This window comes from uncultured Aquimarina sp. (assembly GCF_947492115.1).
In the GTDB taxonomy this organism is placed as follows: Bacteria; Bacteroidota; Bacteroidia; order Flavobacteriales; family Flavobacteriaceae; genus Aquimarina.
Genome location: NZ_CANLMM010000010.1, coordinates 132,006 through 152,184, shown reverse-complemented (window position 1 = coordinate 152,184; position 20,179 = coordinate 132,006). Strand labels below are relative to the sequence as shown.

18 protein-coding genes, 1 tRNA gene and 1 pseudogene are annotated in these 20,179 nt (G+C 31.6%); 13 read left to right on the top strand and 7 right to left on the bottom strand.

Features of this window, described 5'->3' with window-relative positions; genetic code table 11:
* Window positions 1–803, bottom strand: a pseudogene (locus Q1A73_RS22225) (hypothetical protein); the annotation flags it as partial.
* A 345-nt stretch (window positions 804–1,148) separates the two neighbouring features.
* Here Q1A73_RS22225 and Q1A73_RS22220 point away from each other — a divergent pair.
* The 3 genes from Q1A73_RS22220 (at window position 1,149) to Q1A73_RS22210 (ending at window position 2,984) form a co-directional block, all read left to right on the top strand.
* Window positions 1,149–1,221, top strand: a tRNA-Gly gene (locus Q1A73_RS22220).
* Window positions 1,222–1,364: 143 nt separating this feature from the next.
* Window positions 1,365–2,042 carry a class I SAM-dependent methyltransferase gene (locus tag Q1A73_RS22215; protein WP_299610322.1) on the top strand — a complete coding sequence of 226 codons (678 nt, stop codon included), beginning with the start codon at window positions 1,365–1,367 and terminating at the stop codon, window positions 2,040–2,042.
* Entirely contained in the window at window positions 2,043–2,984 is a 942-nt protein-coding gene (locus Q1A73_RS22210; protein ID WP_299610319.1) for a lysylphosphatidylglycerol synthase transmembrane domain-containing protein, read from the top strand. It begins immediately after the preceding gene.
* Here Q1A73_RS22210 and Q1A73_RS22205 read toward each other — a convergent pair whose 3' ends face one another.
* Both Q1A73_RS22205 and Q1A73_RS22200 read right to left on the bottom strand, forming a co-directional pair.
* Window positions 2,985–4,085 carry a glycosyltransferase family 2 protein gene (locus Q1A73_RS22205; RefSeq protein WP_299610317.1) on the bottom strand — a complete coding sequence of 367 codons (1,101 nt, stop codon included), beginning with the start codon at window positions 4,083–4,085 and terminating at the stop codon, window positions 2,985–2,987. It lies immediately after the preceding gene.
* Between the two features lie 10 nt (window positions 4,086–4,095).
* The gene (locus Q1A73_RS22200) at window positions 4,096–6,075 is read right to left on the bottom strand and encodes a tetratricopeptide repeat protein (protein WP_299610314.1); all 1,980 of its coding nucleotides are present in this window, start codon (window positions 6,073–6,075) and stop codon (window positions 4,096–4,098) included.
* Between the two features lie 343 nt (window positions 6,076–6,418).
* Between Q1A73_RS22200 and Q1A73_RS22195 the strand changes: the two genes are divergently transcribed.
* Genes Q1A73_RS22195 through Q1A73_RS22180 form a run of 4 tightly spaced genes read left to right on the top strand, consistent with a single transcriptional unit; the run spans window position 6,419 to window position 10,402 of the window.
* On the top strand, window positions 6,419–6,994 hold the full coding sequence (locus Q1A73_RS22195; protein ID WP_299610312.1) for an acyltransferase: 576 nt from the start codon (window positions 6,419–6,421) through the stop codon (window positions 6,992–6,994).
* Between the two features lie 3 nt (window positions 6,995–6,997).
* Entirely contained in the window at window positions 6,998–7,951 is a 954-nt protein-coding gene (locus Q1A73_RS22190; RefSeq protein ID WP_299610310.1) for a Gfo/Idh/MocA family oxidoreductase, read from the top strand.
* Between the two features lie 25 nt (window positions 7,952–7,976).
* On the top strand, window positions 7,977–8,924 hold the full coding sequence (locus Q1A73_RS22185; protein ID WP_299610308.1) for a glycosyltransferase: 948 nt from the start codon (window positions 7,977–7,979) through the stop codon (window positions 8,922–8,924).
* A 5-nt stretch (window positions 8,925–8,929) separates the two neighbouring features.
* On the top strand, window positions 8,930–10,402 hold the full coding sequence (locus Q1A73_RS22180; RefSeq protein ID WP_299610305.1) for a hypothetical protein: 1,473 nt from the start codon (window positions 8,930–8,932) through the stop codon (window positions 10,400–10,402).
* A gap of 26 nt (window positions 10,403–10,428) precedes the next feature.
* On the opposite strand, the gene Q1A73_RS22175 is transcribed toward Q1A73_RS22180, so the two are convergent.
* Complete coding sequence (locus Q1A73_RS22175; RefSeq protein ID WP_299610303.1) at window positions 10,429–11,346, bottom strand: glutaminase; 918 nt, start codon at window positions 11,344–11,346, stop codon at window positions 10,429–10,431.
* 6 nt (window positions 11,347–11,352) lie between these two features.
* Entirely contained in the window at window positions 11,353–12,060 is a 708-nt protein-coding gene (gene pepE / locus Q1A73_RS22170) for a dipeptidase PepE (RefSeq protein ID WP_299610301.1), read from the bottom strand.
* 108 nt (window positions 12,061–12,168) lie between these two features.
* Between pepE and Q1A73_RS22165 the strand changes: the two genes are divergently transcribed.
* The 6 genes from Q1A73_RS22165 to Q1A73_RS22140 all read left to right on the top strand — a co-directional run bounded on the left by Q1A73_RS22165 (window position 12,169) and on the right by Q1A73_RS22140 (window position 18,999).
* The gene (locus Q1A73_RS22165) at window positions 12,169–12,957 is read left to right on the top strand and encodes a carboxypeptidase-like regulatory domain-containing protein (protein ID WP_299610298.1); all 789 of its coding nucleotides are present in this window, start codon (window positions 12,169–12,171) and stop codon (window positions 12,955–12,957) included.
* A gap of 115 nt (window positions 12,958–13,072) precedes the next feature.
* The gene (locus Q1A73_RS22160) at window positions 13,073–13,834 is read left to right on the top strand and encodes a hypothetical protein (protein ID WP_299610295.1); all 762 of its coding nucleotides are present in this window, start codon (window positions 13,073–13,075) and stop codon (window positions 13,832–13,834) included.
* 77 nt (window positions 13,835–13,911) lie between these two features.
* Window positions 13,912–14,418, top strand: a complete 507-nt coding sequence (locus Q1A73_RS22155) for a DUF6702 family protein (protein WP_299610292.1) — start codon at window positions 13,912–13,914, stop codon at window positions 14,416–14,418.
* A gap of 60 nt (window positions 14,419–14,478) precedes the next feature.
* On the top strand, window positions 14,479–16,791 hold the full coding sequence (locus Q1A73_RS22150) for a M1 family metallopeptidase (protein WP_299610290.1): 2,313 nt from the start codon (window positions 14,479–14,481) through the stop codon (window positions 16,789–16,791).
* 90 nt (window positions 16,792–16,881) lie between these two features.
* Window positions 16,882–17,175 carry a twin-arginine translocase TatA/TatE family subunit gene (locus tag Q1A73_RS22145; RefSeq protein WP_299610288.1) on the top strand — a complete coding sequence of 98 codons (294 nt, stop codon included), beginning with the start codon at window positions 16,882–16,884 and terminating at the stop codon, window positions 17,173–17,175.
* Between the two features lie 330 nt (window positions 17,176–17,505).
* Window positions 17,506–18,999 carry a S8/S53 family peptidase gene (locus tag Q1A73_RS22140; protein ID WP_299610286.1) on the top strand — a complete coding sequence of 498 codons (1,494 nt, stop codon included), beginning with the start codon at window positions 17,506–17,508 and terminating at the stop codon, window positions 18,997–18,999.
* A gap of 67 nt (window positions 19,000–19,066) precedes the next feature.
* On the opposite strand, the gene Q1A73_RS22135 is transcribed toward Q1A73_RS22140, so the two are convergent.
* Both Q1A73_RS22135 and Q1A73_RS22130 read right to left on the bottom strand, forming a co-directional pair.
* Window positions 19,067–19,708 carry an O-methyltransferase gene (locus tag Q1A73_RS22135; protein WP_299610284.1) on the bottom strand — a complete coding sequence of 214 codons (642 nt, stop codon included), beginning with the start codon at window positions 19,706–19,708 and terminating at the stop codon, window positions 19,067–19,069.
* A gap of 162 nt (window positions 19,709–19,870) precedes the next feature.
* On the bottom strand, window positions 19,871–20,035 hold the full coding sequence (locus Q1A73_RS22130; RefSeq protein ID WP_299610281.1) for a hypothetical protein: 165 nt from the start codon (window positions 20,033–20,035) through the stop codon (window positions 19,871–19,873).
* Window positions 20,036–20,179 lie beyond the last annotated feature (144 nt).

Here is a 20,179-nt window from a genome sequence, read left to right as displayed (position 1 = left end):
TGAATACCCTGAATACCTTGTGGTCCTTGCGCACCAGTTTCTCCTTGTATACCTTGAATACCTTGCGGTCCTTGTGCACCCGTTACACCTTGGTCACCCTGAGGTCCTTGCGGTCCTTGGGCACCAGTTTCTCCTTGTATACCCTGAATACCTTGCGGTCCTTGTGCACCCGTTACACCTTGGTCACCCTGAGGTCCTTGTGGTCCTTGTGTACCAGTTTCTCCTTGTATACCCTGTGGTCCTTGCGGTCCTGTTGGGCCTTGCGCGCCAATAGTACCAATATTAGTTACTGTTCCATCTTCTGCAGTGTAAGTGAATGTTCCATCACCATTATCGACAAGAGTAGATATCGTTTCATTAATAGTTCCACCACCATTAGATAGAGTAATGGTGTTCCCTGTTTGGCTTAAAATTTGAATTTCATTTGTTGGATCGGAGTCTGGATCATTGATTAGTGAAGTAAGATCTACTGATCCGCCATTTTCTAATGTTAGAATATTAGTTATTGGATCAAATGTTAAAACCTGATTGTCATTTCCGCTACATAAACTAGTCCAACTATTATTGTTGTATTGAAAAATACAATTATCATCTGTATTATAAATCAATGCTCCATTCAACGGAGTTATTGAATTCATTTGAGCAGTAGTAATTCTGGTTAGAATAAAAGCTTTGTCTACGCTTTCTAATTCCAATATAGATGATGCATCTATTTGGTCAGGGTTATCTCCAACTTTTACCTGAGAGTGAACTTGGGCTAATGATGAAAATATACATATAAGAATAAGTAATTTTACCTTCATAGGCTGTAGGAAGTTTCTTTTAAAAAAAGGTTTTGCCTTTTTTTGGTTGGGGTTATCACGTAATTTAACTTTTTTAAAATCAGCTATTTAACAACGCTAAAATAGTTAAGTTGCTAATATATTAATATTTTCTTAACTACAAAAATACACTTTTTATTCGATAAAAAGCATTTTTTTTCGATAAAAAGCCTTTTTTTGATAAATTTGGTTTTTTACAAGTAATTGTAAATCAGTAATAATAGTGCTTTTTTTTAGTCGTTTATTGAAGGGAATTATTTCAGATATTAAAAATATTTATTTTTAGTTTTTATTTTTAAAGAATTCTAATACATTTGTCGCATGAAAGCGGGAGTAGCTCAGTTGGTAGAGCGTCAGCCTTCCAAGCTGAATGTCGCCGGTTCGAACCCGGTCTCCCGCTCGAAAGCCTAATCATTTGATTAGGCTTTTTTGTTTTTAAAGGGAAGTTTTAAAAAGTTTAGTTACATTCGTTAATGTTCATGTTGTTTTATTAAGATATTGTCTATGAATAGTAGAAGTTTTACAAATGTAATTAGGTATTTTATGGATGAATGGATTCCTCCGGCTATTCGTGATTCTAAAGTTTTTATGTTGCCATTTTATTATTATGCCTATAAAGGAAGAGATATTAAGAAGGTAATGAATTTAAAGGCTACAATTTTCAAATGGTCTGAAAAGGAATTTGCAGATTTTTACTCTAACCGAGATACTCGCTTTTCGAATAGTAGAGAGACTGATATGTCAAAGCAATGTTTAAAATATGTTTTCGAACATATAAAATCGGATAATGATACTTTTCTTGATGTTGGATGTGGAAATGGTTTTTTGCTTAAATATGCTAATGAGAAGGGTTTTCTTACAACTGGCTGCGATATAATTGAGGGAAAAACTTTTGATCATAGTGATTATTATCAAGCTAACATCGAAAATTTGCCTTTTGAAGATAATTCTTTTGATGTTGTTTGTGCAACACATACATTAGAACATGTCATTGATTTTGAAAGAGCAATTACTGAGTTGAAAAGAGTTACGAAAAAAACATTATGTGTAGTTGTTCCTTGTCAGCGAGCTTATTATTATACCTTAGATGAGCATGTGCGATTTTTTCCCTATAAGTGGATGCTAGAACAGGAAATGAAAATGGATAATTATACCTGTGAAAAAATTCATGGTGATTTAGTTTTTATTGGGGATTTAGAAGCGCAAAAAGAAAATTTATAAATGATTAAAAAGTCTTTTTCTACTATCAATTTTTGGATTAAGTTTTTAGGATTCTTCTTATTAGCTTATCTAATTTATAAAGTTGGTTGGAAAGAGACAATTATATCTATTCGTAAAATTTCTCTTTTACATATTCTTGTAGCTTTAATAATTTTTTGGATTGCTTTTTTTGTAAAAAGCATAAGATGGAAGATAGTTTCTAATTCTTATGGTATTAAATTCGGAATATTTAAGGCACTAAGAGTTTTTTTTATTGGAATTTTTTTAGGGAATATTACACCAGGTAAATTGGGTGATTTTGGAAGATTGCTATACATTAAAGATGAGTTGCCGAATCAAAAAGTAGGATGGTCAAGTCTTATCATGGATAGATTGTTTGATTTGTTTTGTTTATTACTTTTTAGCTTTTTCGCACTTGTTTATTATCAAATTGTTTTTCAAATTTTGGTTTTACCCAAAAATTATTGGGGAGTTCTTTTTTGGCTCTTGCTAGCCATTATTTGCAGTTTTGTTATTTTCAAAAATCGAAAAAATATAAGGAATAAGATAAGGCCTTGGTGGGAAGCTTTTAGTTCGCATGATTTGGGAGTTGAAAAAAGCTTTTTGAGCTTAATTCTTACAGTGGTTAGTATGATTTTAATCTATGGTGTTTTTAATTATGTTGCTTGGGCTATGGGAATCCGTATTGATCATATAGGATTATTTTTAGGAACTTTTATTTTAGGAGTTTTAAGTTTGCTTCCTATTACAATTTTAGGCATTGGAGTACGTGAAACTTCTCTTGTTTTAATTTTTCAATTATATAATCTTCCTGCAGAAGATGCAGTTGCTTTATCGTTAATAATTTTTTTACTTCAGTTATTATCTTTTCTTCCTGGAGCAATCTGGTTTTATTTATCACCTATACAATTAAAACAACTTAGGATTTCAAAAGACAACTAGTTATTTAGAAAGCCTTTCATTATCCTGAATATCCATCCACATTGCAAAAAGTAGTGATTGAAAACCAGATATAGTCAAGAAAATGAATATGATCAAATAGTCAGTTGGAGTTTTTGAATTCGGATCGAAAAAGTTAGAGATTAATTGATAAAAGAAATAACTATTGATGATACCAATGATGAAAGAAATCCAATATAGTAGATAAAGAGGGTGAAAGCTACGGTATAAATATTTGGTTTGTAGTCTTTTAAAAAAACATCTAATTAATAAAAAAAGAATAGGCAAGGATACTTTAATAATGTTTAGCTTGGATTTTTCTCCAACTCCATAAATTGGTTTGATTTTTACTTCTCTAATTGTACAAAATGCAATATTTAGTTTTACTAATAAATCATTTGGCATTCCATATCGCTTATAGATATCATATAAAGGAACAGAATTGAGTGCATTATTTGAAATTGCAGTATAACCACTTTGAGTATCTGATACTCCCCAGTAACCTGAAGCAATTTTGGTTAGAATACTTAAGATAGAATTTCCTAAAAAGCGTACTCTAGGAATAATAACCCAAGCACTCTTGTGAATTAGCCTATTTCCTTTTACGTAATCTATGCCTTCTTCCACAACAGGTTTGCATATAGATTCCAATTCAGCGGGATCCATTTGTCCGTCTCCCGCCATTACTGCGGTGCAGTCTATATTATGATCTTTACACCATTTGTAACCTGTAGCAATAGCTGCGCCAACACCCCCATTTTCTAGATGCTTGATTACAATAATTTTTTCATTTTCCGAATTTTTATTTACAACCTCCGATGGAGTAAATTTTTGTCTTTCATCAATACTTTTTTGTTGTACTTCAATATCAGCTCTATTATAGATGTTAGGTGTAATCTTATTTTCTAGGTTTGAAATTAAACTAAGATTGGAAGAATTCTCTTTTAAGTTTTTTATCACTGTGTCAACCGTATTGTCCTTTGACGCATCATCTACTACTATAATTCGATCTACAAATGAAGGCATACTATCTAGCACCATCATGATTTGTTGAGATTCATTATAACATGGCACTACTACGGCTATTGTCTTATTATTAAGCATTCTATTTTTTTTATTCTTTATTAATCTTAACTGGTTTTAGATTACTTTCTGCCCAATTTAAGTTGTTTTTTGCTAATATGTAATTCGGATCAATTTCAATAGCTTTTTTACAAGCTTTGGCACCAAGTTCCCATTGTTGTAATTGATTATAAGCAGAGCATATATTATTGTACGCATATGCGTTTTTAGGATCGATTTTTAATATTTTTTCGCAAGTAGAAATGACTAAGTCATATTCTTGTATTTGATAATATTTTAGGCTAATGTCTAAAAGTTTAGCAGGGTCTTTAGAATTTTCTACTTGTGCATTTAATACGCTGATATCCTGTTTTATTTTAATGTCATTTTTGGAAATTTTATTAAGAAGATCTTGGGATTGTGAATGATTAGGGCTTTTTTGAAGGGCAATCTGTGCCTGTTTTTTCGCTTCTAGGTATCTTTTTTGATCAAAAAGATATTTTGCAAAGAAATAATGAGGAGAAGGTGAATTTGAATTTAACTTTATTGCCGAATCGAAATAATATTCAGCTTTTTGAAGGTTTTTTTTGGCAGAATATAGAATAGCCAAATTAACATGCAAAATATAGTAATTTGGACTTAATAAATTAGCTTTTTCAAAATAATTCAAAGCGACATCATAATTACCTTTTTCCATTTGTGTTAAGCCATAATTCATTTGACCTCTGCCATTTTTTGGGCTTTTTACAACAACATCCAGCCAAAGTGATTCATGAGAACTCCAAACCTCATTTCTTTGTATGGTCCCATATCCATGACCTATGAGGATTAGAAATATAATTGGAATTATATAGAATAGGTGTTTTTTATGAATTTCCTTTTGATTTTTAGCCAATATTAAAGCACTATAAGGAATTGCAATAAACAAACCAATAAATGGAAAAAACATTCTATGATCATTAGCTATTTGGAAAAGCGGGTTTAATGTAGTTGGTAGTAAAGCAATAAAAAACCAGGCTATCCCAAATGATATGGGTCTTAGTTCTTTTTTTAAAGACGTCTTTATCATGACAACCAACATCCCAATAATAATGATTAAGCCCGAGAGTATCTTAAAGCTGTACCATGGTTTTATAATAGCTATATCAGGATCAGCACTTAGATTAATTGGAAGCAAGAAATTACTTAAATAATGTTTAATCACATACCATTGAGTACTTATATACTCAAATCGTGTAACGGAAAAATTGGTGGAAGCAGTAGATTCTGGAGTTAAATAATATTGATTTAAAATAAATAAAGACGAGCCAATAATTCCTGCAGGTAAAGCTTTTTTGAGAAAACGAAATATTTTGGTTTTGGTATTTGATCTAAAATCCGTTATCATGGAATGTTCTTCGAAAAGAAGAATATAAGTAAACAATATAGGGATGAACATTACTCCAGTTTGTTTTGTCCATATACCAATAATCATTGTAATAATGTAGAGATACCATTTTCTGCCAAAAGGATGAATATAAAGTAAAAGTGAAGCTACAATACATAACGTAGAAAATGAGTCTGAACGCGCACATATATAGTTGATAGTTTCGGCATTACCAGTATGGAATGCAAACCAAGCTGATGAAATAAGTGCTGCAATACCTAAATATCTATTTGTAGGTAGAGATATTTTATAAAGATGTTTGCATAATAGAAAAACCAGAATTATTAGTACTATAAACCAAAAAAAGATGTGGTAATGAAAAAATCTTGGATTTAGTTCTCCTGCTAGATTATAATCAATGGCATTCATCAATGTGATCATTGGTCGGTAAGCCCTGTTAGCAGGTAAAGAACTAAAGGTGTTGGCATCTTTGAAAAAAGAAATCCAATTATCTAGACTTCTTATAGAATTATTACTTTCTATGGTGTGTGTATCATCGAAGATGAATGGATTGTCAAAATGATTACTATAGATTAAAACGGTAGCAATAAGAATTAATGCTAAAATTTTTATTTCAAACGCTTTAGAGGTGAAATTTTTAAACATTTTGCTTTGAAACTTAATATGGATAAGGTAGGTTGTTCATTTGTCAAAATTATTAATAGGTAAGGTAATTTATTAATATTAGTACCAATTTTAATGATATTGACAGGCTTAAATATAGTTGTTTTTATATCTTTTTTTAAGAAGATTGAGATAAAAATTTTTATTTGAACTATAGTATAGGACAATTATGTAACAATCAATTGATTTAAATTTATAGAAGAGGAACAGATCAACCATAGTTTGTATTATAAACAATATTCGAATGATTTATTTTATATTTAGGAAGAATTATATTTAGAATACATTAGGAAATTAATTTCCTTTCAATAATTAAATTCTAAAAATGAGTAAAAACTACTACGCTAATGAAACAGCTGTTATAGATAACGGGTGTATTATTGGAAATGATACGAAAATATGGCATTTTTCACATATTATGTCGGGTTCTATAATCGGCAATAATTGTAATATCGGTCAAAATGTTGTTATTTCACCAGAGGTAAGAATAGGTAATTACGTAAAAATCCAGAATAATGTTTCTGTTTACACGGGAGTTACTTGTGATGATTATGTTTTTTTAGGTCCTTCCTGCGTTTTTACAAACGTTATTAATCCGAGAAGTGCAATAAATAGAAGAGGAGTGTATATAAAAACCCATGTGGGAGAAGGAGCCTCTATAGGGGCAAATGCTACTATTGTCTGTGGAAATAATATTGGGAAATATGCATTCGTTGGCGCTGGATCTGTTATTACTAAAGAAGTGAAAGCATATGCACTTATGGTTGGGAATCCAGCAAAACAAACTGGATGGATGAGTGAATATGGTTGTAAGTTGGATTTTAAGGATGGGAATAAAGCTATCTGTTCGGAAAGCGGCGAAGAGTATGAGCTTGTTAATGAAACTGTTTTTAAAATTTAATTTATGGGTAACAAGAATTTTGCAATAATGGGTGTAGGAGGGTATATAGCTCCAAGACATCTTAAAGCAATAAAGGATACTAACAATACCTTAATAGCTGCGCTTGATAAATTTGATAGTGTTGGTATAATTGATAGCTATTTTCCCGAATCTCATTTTTTCGTAGAATTTGAACGTTTTGATAGACATATAGAGAAACTGAAAAGAAGAAAAAATATCCAGTTAGATTATGTAAGTATATGTACACCAAATTATTTACACGATTCTCATATTAGGATGGCTCTGAGAAGGGGAGCTAGTGCAATATGTGAAAAACCTCTTGTGTTGAATCCTTGGAATATTGATACTCTTGTTGAGATAGAAAACGAGTCGAAAGGTAGCGTAAATACTATTCTTCAGCTGCGATTACACCCTAGTATTATTGCCTTAAAGAAGAAAGTAAAAAATGGTCCTAAGGATAAAATATATGATTTTGATCTAACATACCTAACTTCTAGAGGTAATTGGTATCATGCCTCGTGGAAAGGGGATATTTCCAAATCAGGTGGAATTGCAACTAATATTGGAGTTCATTTTTATGATATGTTATCCTGGGTTTTTGGTGACGTTAAAAAGAATAAAGTTCACTTACTTACCGATGATAGTGCGTCGGGTTATTTAGAATTTGAAAAAGCAAGAGTTAGATGGTTTCTATCTATAAATTATGATAATATTCCAGATGATATTAAGGCGGAAGGTAAGCGGACCTATAGATCAATCACTTTGGATAATGAAGAAATTGAATTTAGTACTGGATTTACAGAATTACACACCAAAAGTTATCAAAGTATCCTAAAAGGAGAAGGTTTTGGGTTGTTGGAAGCAAAACCTTCCATAGAAATTGTTCACGATATCAGAAATGCTGAAATATCTCGATTAGAAGGGGATTATCATCCTTATCTAAAGAATCTTAAATAAATATTTTCATCTTTAAAAATTATAAATGAAAGAACAATCTATATCGATAGTGATATCTCTTTTTAATGAGGAAAAGGGAATTGTTCATTTCTGGAATTCTTTGAAAGAAGTTTTGAACAATATGTCCGAAAAAATAAATTTCGAATTATTGTGGGTTAACGATGGGAGTACTGATAATACTCAAAAATTAATAGACAATATAAGAAGAGACAACTCTTCGGATAATATAAAAAGTATTAGTATCGAGTTTTCGAAGAATTTTGGTCATGAGTCGGCAATGATTGCTGGGGTTGATAATGCTTCTGGTGATGCTATTATTTGTATAGATTCTGATGGCCAACATCCTCCAAAAGAAATTCCTAAAATGATCGAGATCTTTAATCAGGGCAGTGATATAGTATTAATGCAGCGTTTGGAAAGAGAGGATAATAGCTTTATAAAGAAAAAGCTTTCTATATTTTTTTATAAGATTATAAATTTCTTATCGGTCATTAAATTTGAGAAAAATTCAACTGATTTTTTTTTGATCTCCAAGCGAGTTGGAGACATTCTTACCTCCAATTTTCGAGATCAGAATAGATTTATTAGAGGCTTTATACAATCACTTGGCTTTAATAAAAGTAAAATTTCTTTTAAAGCCCCTGCCAGATTATACGGGGAAAGTAATTATTCTTATCTCAGTTTGTTAAAATTAGCTTTCAATGCTATATTTTCTTTTTCAAATAAGCCACTTCGGATAAGTGTTTTTTTATCGGTGTTTTTTATAATTTTTACGTTAGTGATGGTTGGCTATACCTTATATACTTATTTATACGGAGAGGAAGCTCCTTCGGGATATAATACGATCATCATTTTTATGTCAGCTTCGTTCTCGATATTATTTGTGACCCTTTCAATTTTGTCTCTCTATTTCGAGAAATTAATACAAGAAATACGAAAAAGACCTATCTACATCATTAAAGATAAAAAGTAACGAGAATGAATTCAATAATTAATAAAATAGTCTATTTTGATAGGTTTTTGCAAACGAATAATGGGCTTAAAACTATTTTGATTGTTATTGTTTTAATTAATAGTGGTCTTTATATAAACTCTCTTAATACGAACTATACTTCGGAAGAAATGAGACAAGATGCTGCTGGTTTTTCACCAGATAAAGCTCATAAATTTGCTTATTTTTATTACTATACGGGTCATTTTCCTTTAGCTACACTAAATGCAGATTTAGAATATTCAAAGGAGGGAGCGGATAACGAGATTTCAGAAAGAGGTAGTGACTTAATTATGGAATATCAACATTGGTCCAGGCTCGGTGAACATGCTAGAATTTTAGCATTCTTACCAAATGCATATGTAAAAGGATCTCCTGAGAATCCCTCTATCAAATTATTTAACGGGATAGTATTTACTTTAGCACTATTGATATTGTTTTTTGGGTTTTGGAATATAAAGAAACCATTGATAGGATTTGTATTGTGTTTTTTAGTCAATTTCACTCCTTTTTTCCTTTACGAAATATATTCGCATGAAAATATATTTGGCCTGTTAGGTTCTGTTTTTTTTATGATTTTAGGCCTTAATATTTATATGCTTTTTTGTGAATCTCAAAATTTTTTGAAATCAATACTTATTGCGGTTTTATCTGGTGTTATTGTAGGCTTTTTTAGTGAGTTTAGAAATGAGATTTCAATAGTAATTGTCTCATTAGTACTTATGTATTTGTTATCTAAACGTATGAAGCTTGTACAAAAAATGATCATAATATTAACAGCTATTTTTTTCTTTAATTCTTCAAAAACTTTTATTAGAAATGAGTTTAATCTAAAGTTTGAAAAGACCAGTCAATTAGTAGGAATACAAGGAGGTCATGTTTACAACGGAGCAAAAATTATTGGACATAATTTCTGGCATCCAGTTTTTTGTGGACTAGGGGATTTTGATACTAAATACGGATATCAATGGTATGATATTGTAGCATACAAATATGCTATTCCTATTTTGAATAAGAAATACGGAATGAATATACACTATACGCAAGGGAAATATTATACTGATGATTATTATGACGATGCTGGACTATATTATAAAAAGCCAGAGGAACTTAAAAATTATGACAATGTGCTAAAGGAAAAAGTACTTTCAGATATTAAAAGAGATCCCTTTTGGTATATTTCCATTCTTTTTAAAAGAGTTTATGAAACCCTAACCGTAACAATACCTGTACCTAATGTTGGATTACTTCTACTACCTTTGGTTTATTTTTTAATTAGAAGAAAAACCTGGGGTTGGCTTAAGGTAATCGTTGTTTCCCTTCCTCTATCAGCAACTTCAATAATTGTATATTCTGGAAAAGGTACTACCTACAATTCTTTATTCGTCTATTTCGTTCTTATTGTAATATTTTCTCTGCTTTATGAGTACTTAAAAAAAAGATCATATGTTGAAGGATAAAATTATCTTGATCTAGGGTTTAATACTTAGAAAATAGAAAACCCAGTAAGTGTAGTTAATCTTTCCAGTGCAAACATACCTAATTCAGAATTTCCTTTAGGGTTTAATCGGGGACTCCAGGTAGTCACCGCATATTGACCAGGATGAATAGCGGCAATTCCTCCACCAACACCGCTTTTCCCTGGTAGACCTACTCTAAAACTAAATTCCCCTGCTTCATCGTAAAAACCACAAGTCTGCATAATAGCATTAATTCTTTTTACCTTTTGTTCGGAAATTATTTGTGTGTTATCGAATAAAGTTTTTCCTGAATTAGCATAGATCATAAAGGCGGTGGCTAATTCTTTACAAGACATTTCTATTGCACATTGGAAAATATAAAGATCAAGAACAGCTTCAATAGAATTCTTAATATTTCCGAAGGATTTCATAAGATTTAATAAAGCAGCATTTCTATGGCTATATTTCTTTTCGGATTGAAATACCTTAGGATTTACATTAATTTCATGATTATTTGAAATAGTACGGATGAGGTTTAAAAACTCTTCCTCCGGATTGTCCAAAGTAGAAATTAATATATCAGCAATAACCAGAGCGCCAGCGTTTATTAATGGGTTTCTGGGAATTCCATTTTCATATTCCAATTGTACTAAAGAATTAAAAGGATCTCCCGAAGGTTCTACATCTACTCTTTTGAATAATTCATCATCATCCAATAAAGACATCGCCAGAGTTAATGAAAATACTTTAGAAATACTCTGAATAGAAAATCGTTCCTCTTGATTTCCAAAACCGTAGTGACCAGAATTGATGCAATACAGATGCATGCCAAATTTATTGGGATCAATTTTAGCTAACTCAGGGATGTAAGAAGCAACATTTCCGCTAGATTCCCTAAGAGAAGCTTCTTTTTCTATAGTGTTTAGAATGTTCTGGTATTCCATAAATTATTAATTTAAGTCGGATAAAGAACTGCCGAAATCTATCTCATAGGGAGTTTTATTTTTTTCAAAAATTCTGGCTGATAGTTTACCTTCAAGAGTGATTTGATCTCCGTTTATTTTTAGCCAACTTCCTTCTCTAAGTCCTACAACGGGTTGTGGATTTAAATGATGAAATTCTTTGATTCTGGTTTCTCTGGTTTCTCCTTTGTGCGTTGAGGTCGGATCAGGATCCAAATAATGAGCGTTGATATTAAAAGGAAGTATTCCTAATGTCTTATAACTTTCTGGATGAACAATAGGCATATCATTTGTGGTTTGCATAGTAAGTCCGCAAATATTGCTTCCTGCACTTGTTCCCAAATATGGAAGCCCATTGTCAATAGCAGTTTTTAGAGGAGACAATACATTATTTCTGTATAATTGATCAACAAGTAGAAAAGTATTTCCTCCTCCAGTATAAATACCTTGGGTATTTTCAAAAGCTTCATTTACCGATGAAAACATATGAATCCCGAGTACCCTTTTATTGATTTTTTTAAAAATATTATTTATTCCAATGGTGTATTCATCATGAGAGATGCCTCCAGGACGTGCATATGGGATGAATAATATTTGATCAGTGTTTTTATAAAGTTCAACTAATGTGTCGAATAGATATTCTAAAGGGCCGCTACCATGAATAGTAGATGTACTAGCTATAATACAGTTTCTCATGAAATAATTTTTAGTAAAAGTAGTTTAACGTTTTCTTATAAAGAAATCTTCTTAGGATATTGAAAAAATATAGTATCTTGATTACTTACAAATTTAATTGCGCCAACTATGAAAAAGAAATTATCCCTACTTTTTATATTCCTAATAATCAATAGTTCTATAGCACAAATTACTTCAAGAGTCATGATCGATGGACGCATAAGCGCCCCAATTGGAGATGATGTAGAAGGTGTTGTGGTCTATAATCTAACATCCAAAAAAGGAACTATTACGGACAAAGACGGTAATTTTAAAATAAGTGCAGGAATAAATGATAAGTTAGAGGTTATAGCCATGCAGTATCAGAAATTTGTAGTTTGGATAAACAAGGGAGTATTGGATAATAGGCGTTTAAATATTTTTTTAAATGAGTCGGTTAATTTATTAGAAGAAGTGATTGTGAAGCCTTATGATTTATTAGGAAATGTTTCTTTGGATCTTAAAAAGATTGATGTAACCGAAAGTGGAGTAGATGAAGTGGCAAAACTAACTTCTTCAAGAATTAACGATACTGATTTTGATTGGACACCCGATGAATTATCTGAACTGGATAATAAGGTTTTCTTAGAGGATCGAATGATTTATGGGTTAAATTTTGTAAACCTTTTTAAAGAAGTCTTTCAGAATAAGGATAAAAAAGAGAATAAAGTCCCTGATGATATCGATGTGCAAGTGAGAAAAATGTACAATAATGAATTTTTTAAAACCAACTTAGCACTAGAAATGGATCAAATCAACGATTTTATTTTCTTTGCAGAGGAAAATGGGCTGAATACGAATTACCTTGAAGAAGGAAACGAACTTAATCTGATTGAGTTTTTAGTTTCTCAAAGTAAAATGTATAAAAGTAGAAATTGATATTACCATTTGTTCGCAACATTTTTTGGGCACTCCAGTCTTTGGATTAGTTGACTAAATTTTGAAAATTATATTCTCGTAAGAGTTTGGGTTTGGTCATAAACTAATTCGATATATGATCAAAACATTACGAGTATTTTTACTTTTTTTATTCATAAAAAATTTTTCTTTTGCTCAAAATACAAGGTTAAAAGGTACAATTCAGGCAGATTCATTACAAGGATTTGCTATCAATATTGTTAACTATACCAAAAAAATTGGAACTACTAATGATCAAAATGGATTTTTTGAAATACCAGCATCCGCTCAAGATTCTATCATTTTTTCTTCCGTTCAATACAAAGTAATTTCTATAGTCGTTTCTGACAACGATTTAAATAATGATGCTTTTAAGGTTACATTGTATCCCGTAGTAGAAAAGTTGGATCAGGTGAATGTTAGTAATGTAAAACTTTCAGGAGATGTTACAAAAGACGCAAAAGAGATTCAGTTAAAGCCACATCTGGATAATCGAATATTAGGATTGCCGGTTAGAAATATAAAACAGCCTACTTTAGAAGTAAGAAGAATTTATACAGCAAGTTCGGGACCTGTAGATTTATTATTGAATTCTCTAAATGGGAGATTAAAAAAATTAAAAAAGTTAAAAGAAATAGCAGATTTAGAAAGGTTAATCGAAAAAGGAGAAAGAGCTTTTAATACCAAGTTTTTTACGGATGATTTAGGATTGCCAGAGAATCTTATTTCAGATTTCGTATACTACTGTTCTGAAGATGCATACTTCGAAGATTTATTAGAAAATACCAAAAGGTTATCATTACTAGAATTTTTTCAAGAGAAAGCTAGGTCATACAAAGAATTTAAAGAGATTGATTAATATTTTCGTATTAAATAATTTTTGGCATAATATTTTATACCAAAATGTTACATTTACGACCATTAAATAAGGAAACTTTGAAGAAGCAGCTATTTATACTCACTATATTTTTAGTAACACTAAGTTCTTTTGGTGTATTACATAAGTTTTATGTAAGCGTAACACAGATTGAATATAAAGAGGAACAACAATCACTTCAGATAATCTCTAGGATTTTTATTGACGATATAGAAGAAGCGTTAAGGAAACGTTATGATGAAAACATAACATTACTTTCTAAAGAGCAAGAAACAAAGGTTGATCAATACCTCAGTACCTATCTAAAACAGAAACTAAGAATTACTGTTAATGGTAAAGAAGTTTACTATACTTTTTTGGGGAAAGAGTATGATAATGATTTGGTATTGTGTTATCTGGAGGCGGAGAATGTTTCATCTTTAGAAACTATAGAAGTGTCCAATCTCACGTTAATGGATTTCTTCGAAGAACAACAAAATCTTATCCATGTTAAAAAAGGGAAAAAACGAAAAAGTTTGATCTTAGAAAAAGAAAGAGATAATGGCATGTTAAAGTTTAGTGAATAAATCATTAAACTTTTAAAAAACAATTATTTTGCAGTTTATTACTTAACACAATAACATCTAATGAAAAAATTACTTTTTATCCTCTCGGCTACGTTTTTTGTATCTGGAATTGGATTGTACGCACAGAATCAGGGCAGCGCTGAAGAAACGCGTGAACTTGGGCATACAAATGAAAATAAGTTTAAGCAAATGTACGATGAGTTTGCAACACCAAACATGTACAGAACTGCTTCGGGAGCACCAGGATCTGCTTATTACCAACAACAAGCGGATTACAAAATGGATATCGAGCTTGATGACAAGAATAAAAAGCTTACTGGTAAAGAAACTATTACGTATACCAATAATTCACCTGATAATTTAGAGTTTTTATGGGTACAATTGGATCAAAACATGAGATCCAGAAAATCTAAAACTCCATTAATCCAACCAACAGGTGTAGATGCAGCGGATCCACCACAAAGATTTGTTGGAAAATATCTTGGAGAACCTTTTGATGGAGGTTTTAATATTACTGCTGTTAAAGATGCATCAGGGAAACCTCTAGAGCATACGATAAACGGTACGATGATGAGAGTAGAAATGCCTAAAGATTTGGCGCCTGGAGGAAAGTTTGTATTTTCTATTGACTGGTGGTACAATATTAATGACCACGTAAATGGAAGAGGTAGATCGGGATATGAAGAATTTGAGGATGGTAATAGAGCGTATGTAATTGCACAGTTTTATCCAAGAATGGCAGTGTATAATGATGTAGAAGGTTGGCAAAATCACCAGTTCTGGGGTAGAGGAGAATTTGCACTTCCTTTCGGAGATTTTGATGTAAACATTACAGTACCTGCGGACCACATTTTAGATGGTACAGGAGTTTTAGTAAATAGAAAAGAAGTATTTACTAAAGAAATGATGAATCGTTATAATCAAGCAAAGAAATCATATGATAAACCAATTCTTATTGTAACACAAAAAGAAGCTGAAGCAAAAGAAAAGACCTTCTCTACTAGCAAAAAAACATGGAAGCTTAGTGCAAAGAATGTAAGAGATTTCGGGTTTGCTACATCCAGAAGGTTTATATGGGATATGATGGCAGTTAAGATTGGTGGTAAAGATGTGATGGCCGTTTCTATGTATCCAAAAGAAGGAAATCCGCTATGGGAAGATTGGTCTACTAAAGTAGTAGCGAGTACGCTAAAATCTTATAGTAGAATGACTTTTGATTATCCATATCATAAAGCAATTTCGGTTCATGCTAAAAATCAGGGAATGGAATATCCTATGATTTGCTGGAATTATGGACGACCAGATAAAAAAGGAAAATTTAGTGATCGTACTAAGTACGGAATGATGAGTGTAATCATACACGAGGTAGGACATAACTTTTTCCCAATGATCGTAAATAGTGATGAGCGTCAATGGACTTGGATGGATGAAGGTTTAAATACATTCGTACAATACGTAGCAGAACAAGATTTTGGAGAGTGGTATCCTGATGCAATTGCGCCTTTAAAAAGTTATCCTTCTAGAAGAGGTCCTGCAGCTAAGATTGTACCTTACATGAGTGGAGATCAAAGTTTTATTTCGCCAATTATGTCACAGTCTAATAATATTTATCAGTTTGGTGCTAATGCATATGCGAAACCTGCTACAGGTTTAAATATTCTTAGAGAAACAGTTATGGGTAGAGATCTTTTTGATTATTCTTTCAGAACGTATTCTCAAAGATGGATGTTTAAACACCCAACACCAGAAGATTTCTTTAGAACAATGGAAGATGCTTCTGCAGTAGATTTAGATTGGTTTTGGAGAGGTTGGTTCTATACAACAGATTATACTGATATTGGTGTTAAGGATGTGAAAAAGTATGTGGTTTCTAAAGAACCAAACAAAAGAGCTAAAGATTTTGCCGCTGCAAGAGGTGCTAAAATAGAAGATTTTGGACCATTAGTTTTTATGGTTGAAGAAGGAAGTGAAGAATACGAAGCTATTAAGAAGAATGGAAATATAATCGATGATGCAAAAACATTGAAAGAATACTTAATCGATAATTTCTCAGTAGAGGAAAGAGAAGTTCTAAAAGAACCAAAATATTTCTATGAAATTACTTTCGAAAAACCAGGAGGTTTAGTAATGCCGTTAATAGTTGAATATACATATGAAGATGGAAGTTCGGAAACTATTACTTATCCTGCTGAGATATGGAGAAAAAATGATGACTCGGTTAGAAGAGCTATCGCTTCGGAAAAGGCAATATCTAAAATTGTTGTAGATCCGAATCAGGAAACCGCAGATATTGATACCTCCAATAATAGCTGGCCTAAAAATAAAAAACTAGGTAAGTTTGATAAATTTAAAAACAAAGTTAAGGGTCAATAAGTTAAAAAACCTATAAATCGTTTTAGTAAAGCCGTTCGAATGTACGAACGGCTTTTTTGTATTCATTATTGTAGCTATATTTGCAGAGATATGATAGCATTACCTTTATTTATAAGTGGGACAGAAATAGCCTTTATAGTGTTTATTCTGGTTATGGTTTTTGGAGCAGATAAGATACCAGAAATAGCTCGTGGTTTAGGCAAAGGAATGCGTATTGTTAAAGATGCCACTAATGATATCAAATCCGAAATAACCAAGAGTGCTGAAAAGCACGGAATAGATACAGAACTTCCTAATTCCATTACATCAGATATTAAAAATGAGATTACTCAAGCAAAGAAAGATATCGAAGATGTAACTGGTTCTATAAAGCGCAAACTTTAGTCTTTTAAGCTAGTATTTTATCATTTTACTAAAATTGAACATTCGTTTTTTTGAATTGATCAAAAAAACACCACTTTTTTTATACTTTTCTTACACTGTAGTATTTTTCTGTAAAACCCTTGTAAACATTGGTGGTTGACGATGAATTGTAGTCCTATGCAAGCATAGGATCGGCATTTTTTTTAAGATTCTTTCAAAAAAAGATATTAATATTTAAACTTTATTTAATAAATTAGTCATGAAATTAACTAAATGATAATTATTTGATATTTTTAAGAATAACTGATCTTAAATTTCAAATTCGCACAAACTCATTAATCTTATACTAAAATGAAAAAAATTATTCCTCTGTTTTTAGGGCTTTTTCTTGTCGTATCTTGTTCTAAAAATGATCCCTCAGAAGTAATTGAAGAAAACCAGACGTCACAAAAGATTTTGTCGATAGATGAAATCAATTCTTTTATCGAATCTCAGCTAAAACAAAAAGGAGATTTAGATTGGTCAAAAGATGCTTCGGCACATATGTTATATAGTGCAGTAATGCATGGAGGAGAAGTATTGACCATTGGTTATGGTCAGAAAGGAGAAAGTTTTATTGAAGGTACGCAAAGATCTTCAAGGCTAAATGATATTATAGAAGACATTTACAATACAGTACAGAGTAATGAAGGGGTGACACGTTCTAATTTTCAAGTGTTTGAAGATGATAAACTAAATGTGTTAGACGTTCATGTTACTAAATTAGAAACTGTTGAGGAGCTTTTAGCAATGGATAATATCCGTTATTTAGAACCTAATGGATATGGTTTTTACTTACAAGAAGATGTACAGCAAAAATCCGCTGGATGTTCACAAAGCGGTCAATCTATTAATAATGCTGATTACAGTGTAATAGCACCAAATGCTAGAGTGCCTTGGAACTACAACATTCATAATATACCACAAGCTTGGAATTATAGTACTGGTGCAGGAATAACAGTGGGATTAATCGATAGTGGTGTGTCTGCTAATCAAAACCTACTTGGAAATGGATTTAATGATGGAGCTTCCAATGGAAGAAGTATCCAAAAGATTGGAACATACATAGATTCTATTTGGTGGTGGTCTAATAATGTAGATGGACCAAATGATAAATGTGGGCATGGTACTCAAATGGCTTCAATAATTGCTTCTCCACGAAACAATGATTTTATGCCTATGGGAGTTGCTTATAATTGTAATTTAATTTCATATAGAGGAACATCTGATGTTGTTCTTGAAGATTATCATGAGCGTAAAGGAGTAAGTAATGCATTAAAGCAATTAGGCAATAATGGTAACGTAAAAATTATATCCATGTCTATAGGATACCCTTGGTCTATTGGAAATGTAAAAGATGCTGTTAAGTACGCTTACGGAAAAGGTAAAATGATTATTGCGGCAGGAGGTACCTCTACTACATTTACTAATTGGTATGGAGTTATTTTTCCAGCAAGTATGAATGAAACTGTAGCTGTAACAGGTTTAAAAGACAATGGATATAACAGATGTAATATCTGTCATGATGGAAGTAAGATTGACTTTACCATTGTGATGCAAAGAGCAAGCAATTCTAATAGAAATGTGCCGGTTTTAGGATTTAATAACGGAGATCAATCATATGTTGGTGGTTCATCCGCAGCTACTGCGGCTACAGCTGGAATCGCAGCATTGGTATGGGCGCGTAATCCAAATATGACCAGAGCACAAGTATTGGATAGGTTAAAACGAGCAGGAGAGTTCTATCCGAATAGAAATAGCAAATTTGGATATGGTAATATAGATGCTCTAAAAGCTGTACAATAAATGAATTAGCAATTGTAGTTACTAATACATGTAAAAAGTGGAATCCGTAAAACAGATTCCACTTTTTTTATAATACTCTACTGATAGTTAATCCATCTCTGATAGGTAACAGAACAGTTTCTATTCTTTTATCTTCTACTAGTAATTTATTATATGTTAATAGTGCGTTCGTAGAAAGATCGTCTTTCGCAACTTCTTCAATAACTTTTCCACTCCAGAGAACATTATCAGATAGGATAATGCCACCAGGATTCATTTTATCAATAATTAGCTCGAAGTACTTTGGATAATTAGGTTTATCTGCATCAATAAAAACTAAGTCGAATTTAATATTCAAGGACGGAATAATTTCGGTAGCATTTCCAATATGCTGATATATTTGATGACCATAAGGAGAAAGATCAAAGTATTTTCGTTGAAAATCTTCTAATTCTTCATTAATATCTATCGTATGTAAAACACCCTCTTTTTTCATGCCTTCCGCAAGGCATAATGCAGAATATCCGGTATATGTTCCGATTTCCAAAATATGTTTTGGACTGATTAATTTAGAAAGCATGCTTAGCACTCTACCTTGATATGGACCACTAAGCATTCGAGGTTGTAGTATTTTTTGATACGTCTCACGAGTTAATCTTTCTAGTAACTCTGGTTCCTTTTCAGTATGATTTACTACGTATGTATCCAGTGCTTCTGGTATAAAGTGCATAGCTTCCTATTTTTTTTGCAAAGCTAAGTGTTTTATTATTGATAGATCTAAAAATAAGTTTTCTAATAAATAGAAACGGTACAAAAAAATTGCAGTAGAATAATGAATCTACTGCAATTATTGATTTTTTACATTTTGTGTGAGAAATGTACATTAGCTATACTAGCATGGAACACAAAAGTAATCAGGTCCTGGAAAGATAATCTGACCACACATTCCAGCAGGGCAACCTGCAGGACCACCATCTGAAGGACATCCTCCAACTACTAGTTTTTGTGCTTTTTTACCAATGGTTTTAACACCTTCTAATTTTTTTAATTCTTTCATAAGAGTATTAAATTTAAAAATGAATATGTGCCTATTTATTTAAAGACATTCAGGTTATATGTCTCTAATTTAAGTAACATGGTAAAAAGAAATATAGAAAAATCTTTTTACCATATTTTTTCATTCTTAGATTTCAAAATCATT

Bases quoted from the DNA above. Each gene is read 5' to 3' on its own strand.
- Q1A73_RS22145 (WP_299610288.1), top strand. From the start codon at position 16,882: ATGATAGCATTACCTTTATTTATAAGTGGGACAGAAATAGCCTTTATA.
- Q1A73_RS22205 (WP_299610317.1), bottom strand. From the start codon at position 4,085: ATGCTTAATAATAAGACAATAGCCGTAGTAGTGCCATGTTATAATGAA.
- Q1A73_RS22180 (WP_299610305.1), top strand. From the start codon at position 8,930: ATGAATTCAATAATTAATAAAATAGTCTATTTTGATAGGTTTTTGCAA.
- Q1A73_RS22165 (WP_299610298.1), top strand. From the start codon at position 12,169: ATGAAAAAGAAATTATCCCTACTTTTTATATTCCTAATAATCAATAGT.
- Q1A73_RS22150 (WP_299610290.1), top strand. From the start codon at position 14,479: ATGAAAAAATTACTTTTTATCCTCTCGGCTACGTTTTTTGTATCTGGA.
- Q1A73_RS22215 (WP_299610322.1), top strand. From the start codon at position 1,365: ATGGATGAATGGATTCCTCCGGCTATTCGTGATTCTAAAGTTTTTATG.
- Q1A73_RS22130 (WP_299610281.1), bottom strand. From the start codon at position 20,035: ATGAAAGAATTAAAAAAATTAGAAGGTGTTAAAACCATTGGTAAAAAA.
- Q1A73_RS22175 (WP_299610303.1), bottom strand. From the start codon at position 11,346: ATGGAATACCAGAACATTCTAAACACTATAGAAAAAGAAGCTTCTCTT.
- Q1A73_RS22135 (WP_299610284.1), bottom strand. From the start codon at position 19,708: ATGCACTTTATACCAGAAGCACTGGATACATACGTAGTAAATCATACT.
- Q1A73_RS22185 (WP_299610308.1), top strand. From the start codon at position 7,977: ATGAAAGAACAATCTATATCGATAGTGATATCTCTTTTTAATGAGGAA.
- Q1A73_RS22190 (WP_299610310.1), top strand. From the start codon at position 6,998: ATGGGTAACAAGAATTTTGCAATAATGGGTGTAGGAGGGTATATAGCT.
- Q1A73_RS22140 (WP_299610286.1), top strand. From the start codon at position 17,506: ATGAAAAAAATTATTCCTCTGTTTTTAGGGCTTTTTCTTGTCGTATCT.
- Q1A73_RS22160 (WP_299610295.1), top strand. From the start codon at position 13,073: ATGATCAAAACATTACGAGTATTTTTACTTTTTTTATTCATAAAAAAT.
- Q1A73_RS22195 (WP_299610312.1), top strand. From the start codon at position 6,419: ATGAGTAAAAACTACTACGCTAATGAAACAGCTGTTATAGATAACGGG.
- pepE (WP_299610301.1), bottom strand. From the start codon at position 12,060: ATGAGAAACTGTATTATAGCTAGTACATCTACTATTCATGGTAGCGGC.
- Q1A73_RS22210 (WP_299610319.1), top strand. From the start codon at position 2,043: ATGATTAAAAAGTCTTTTTCTACTATCAATTTTTGGATTAAGTTTTTA.
- Q1A73_RS22200 (WP_299610314.1), bottom strand. From the start codon at position 6,075: ATGTTTAAAAATTTCACCTCTAAAGCGTTTGAAATAAAAATTTTAGCA.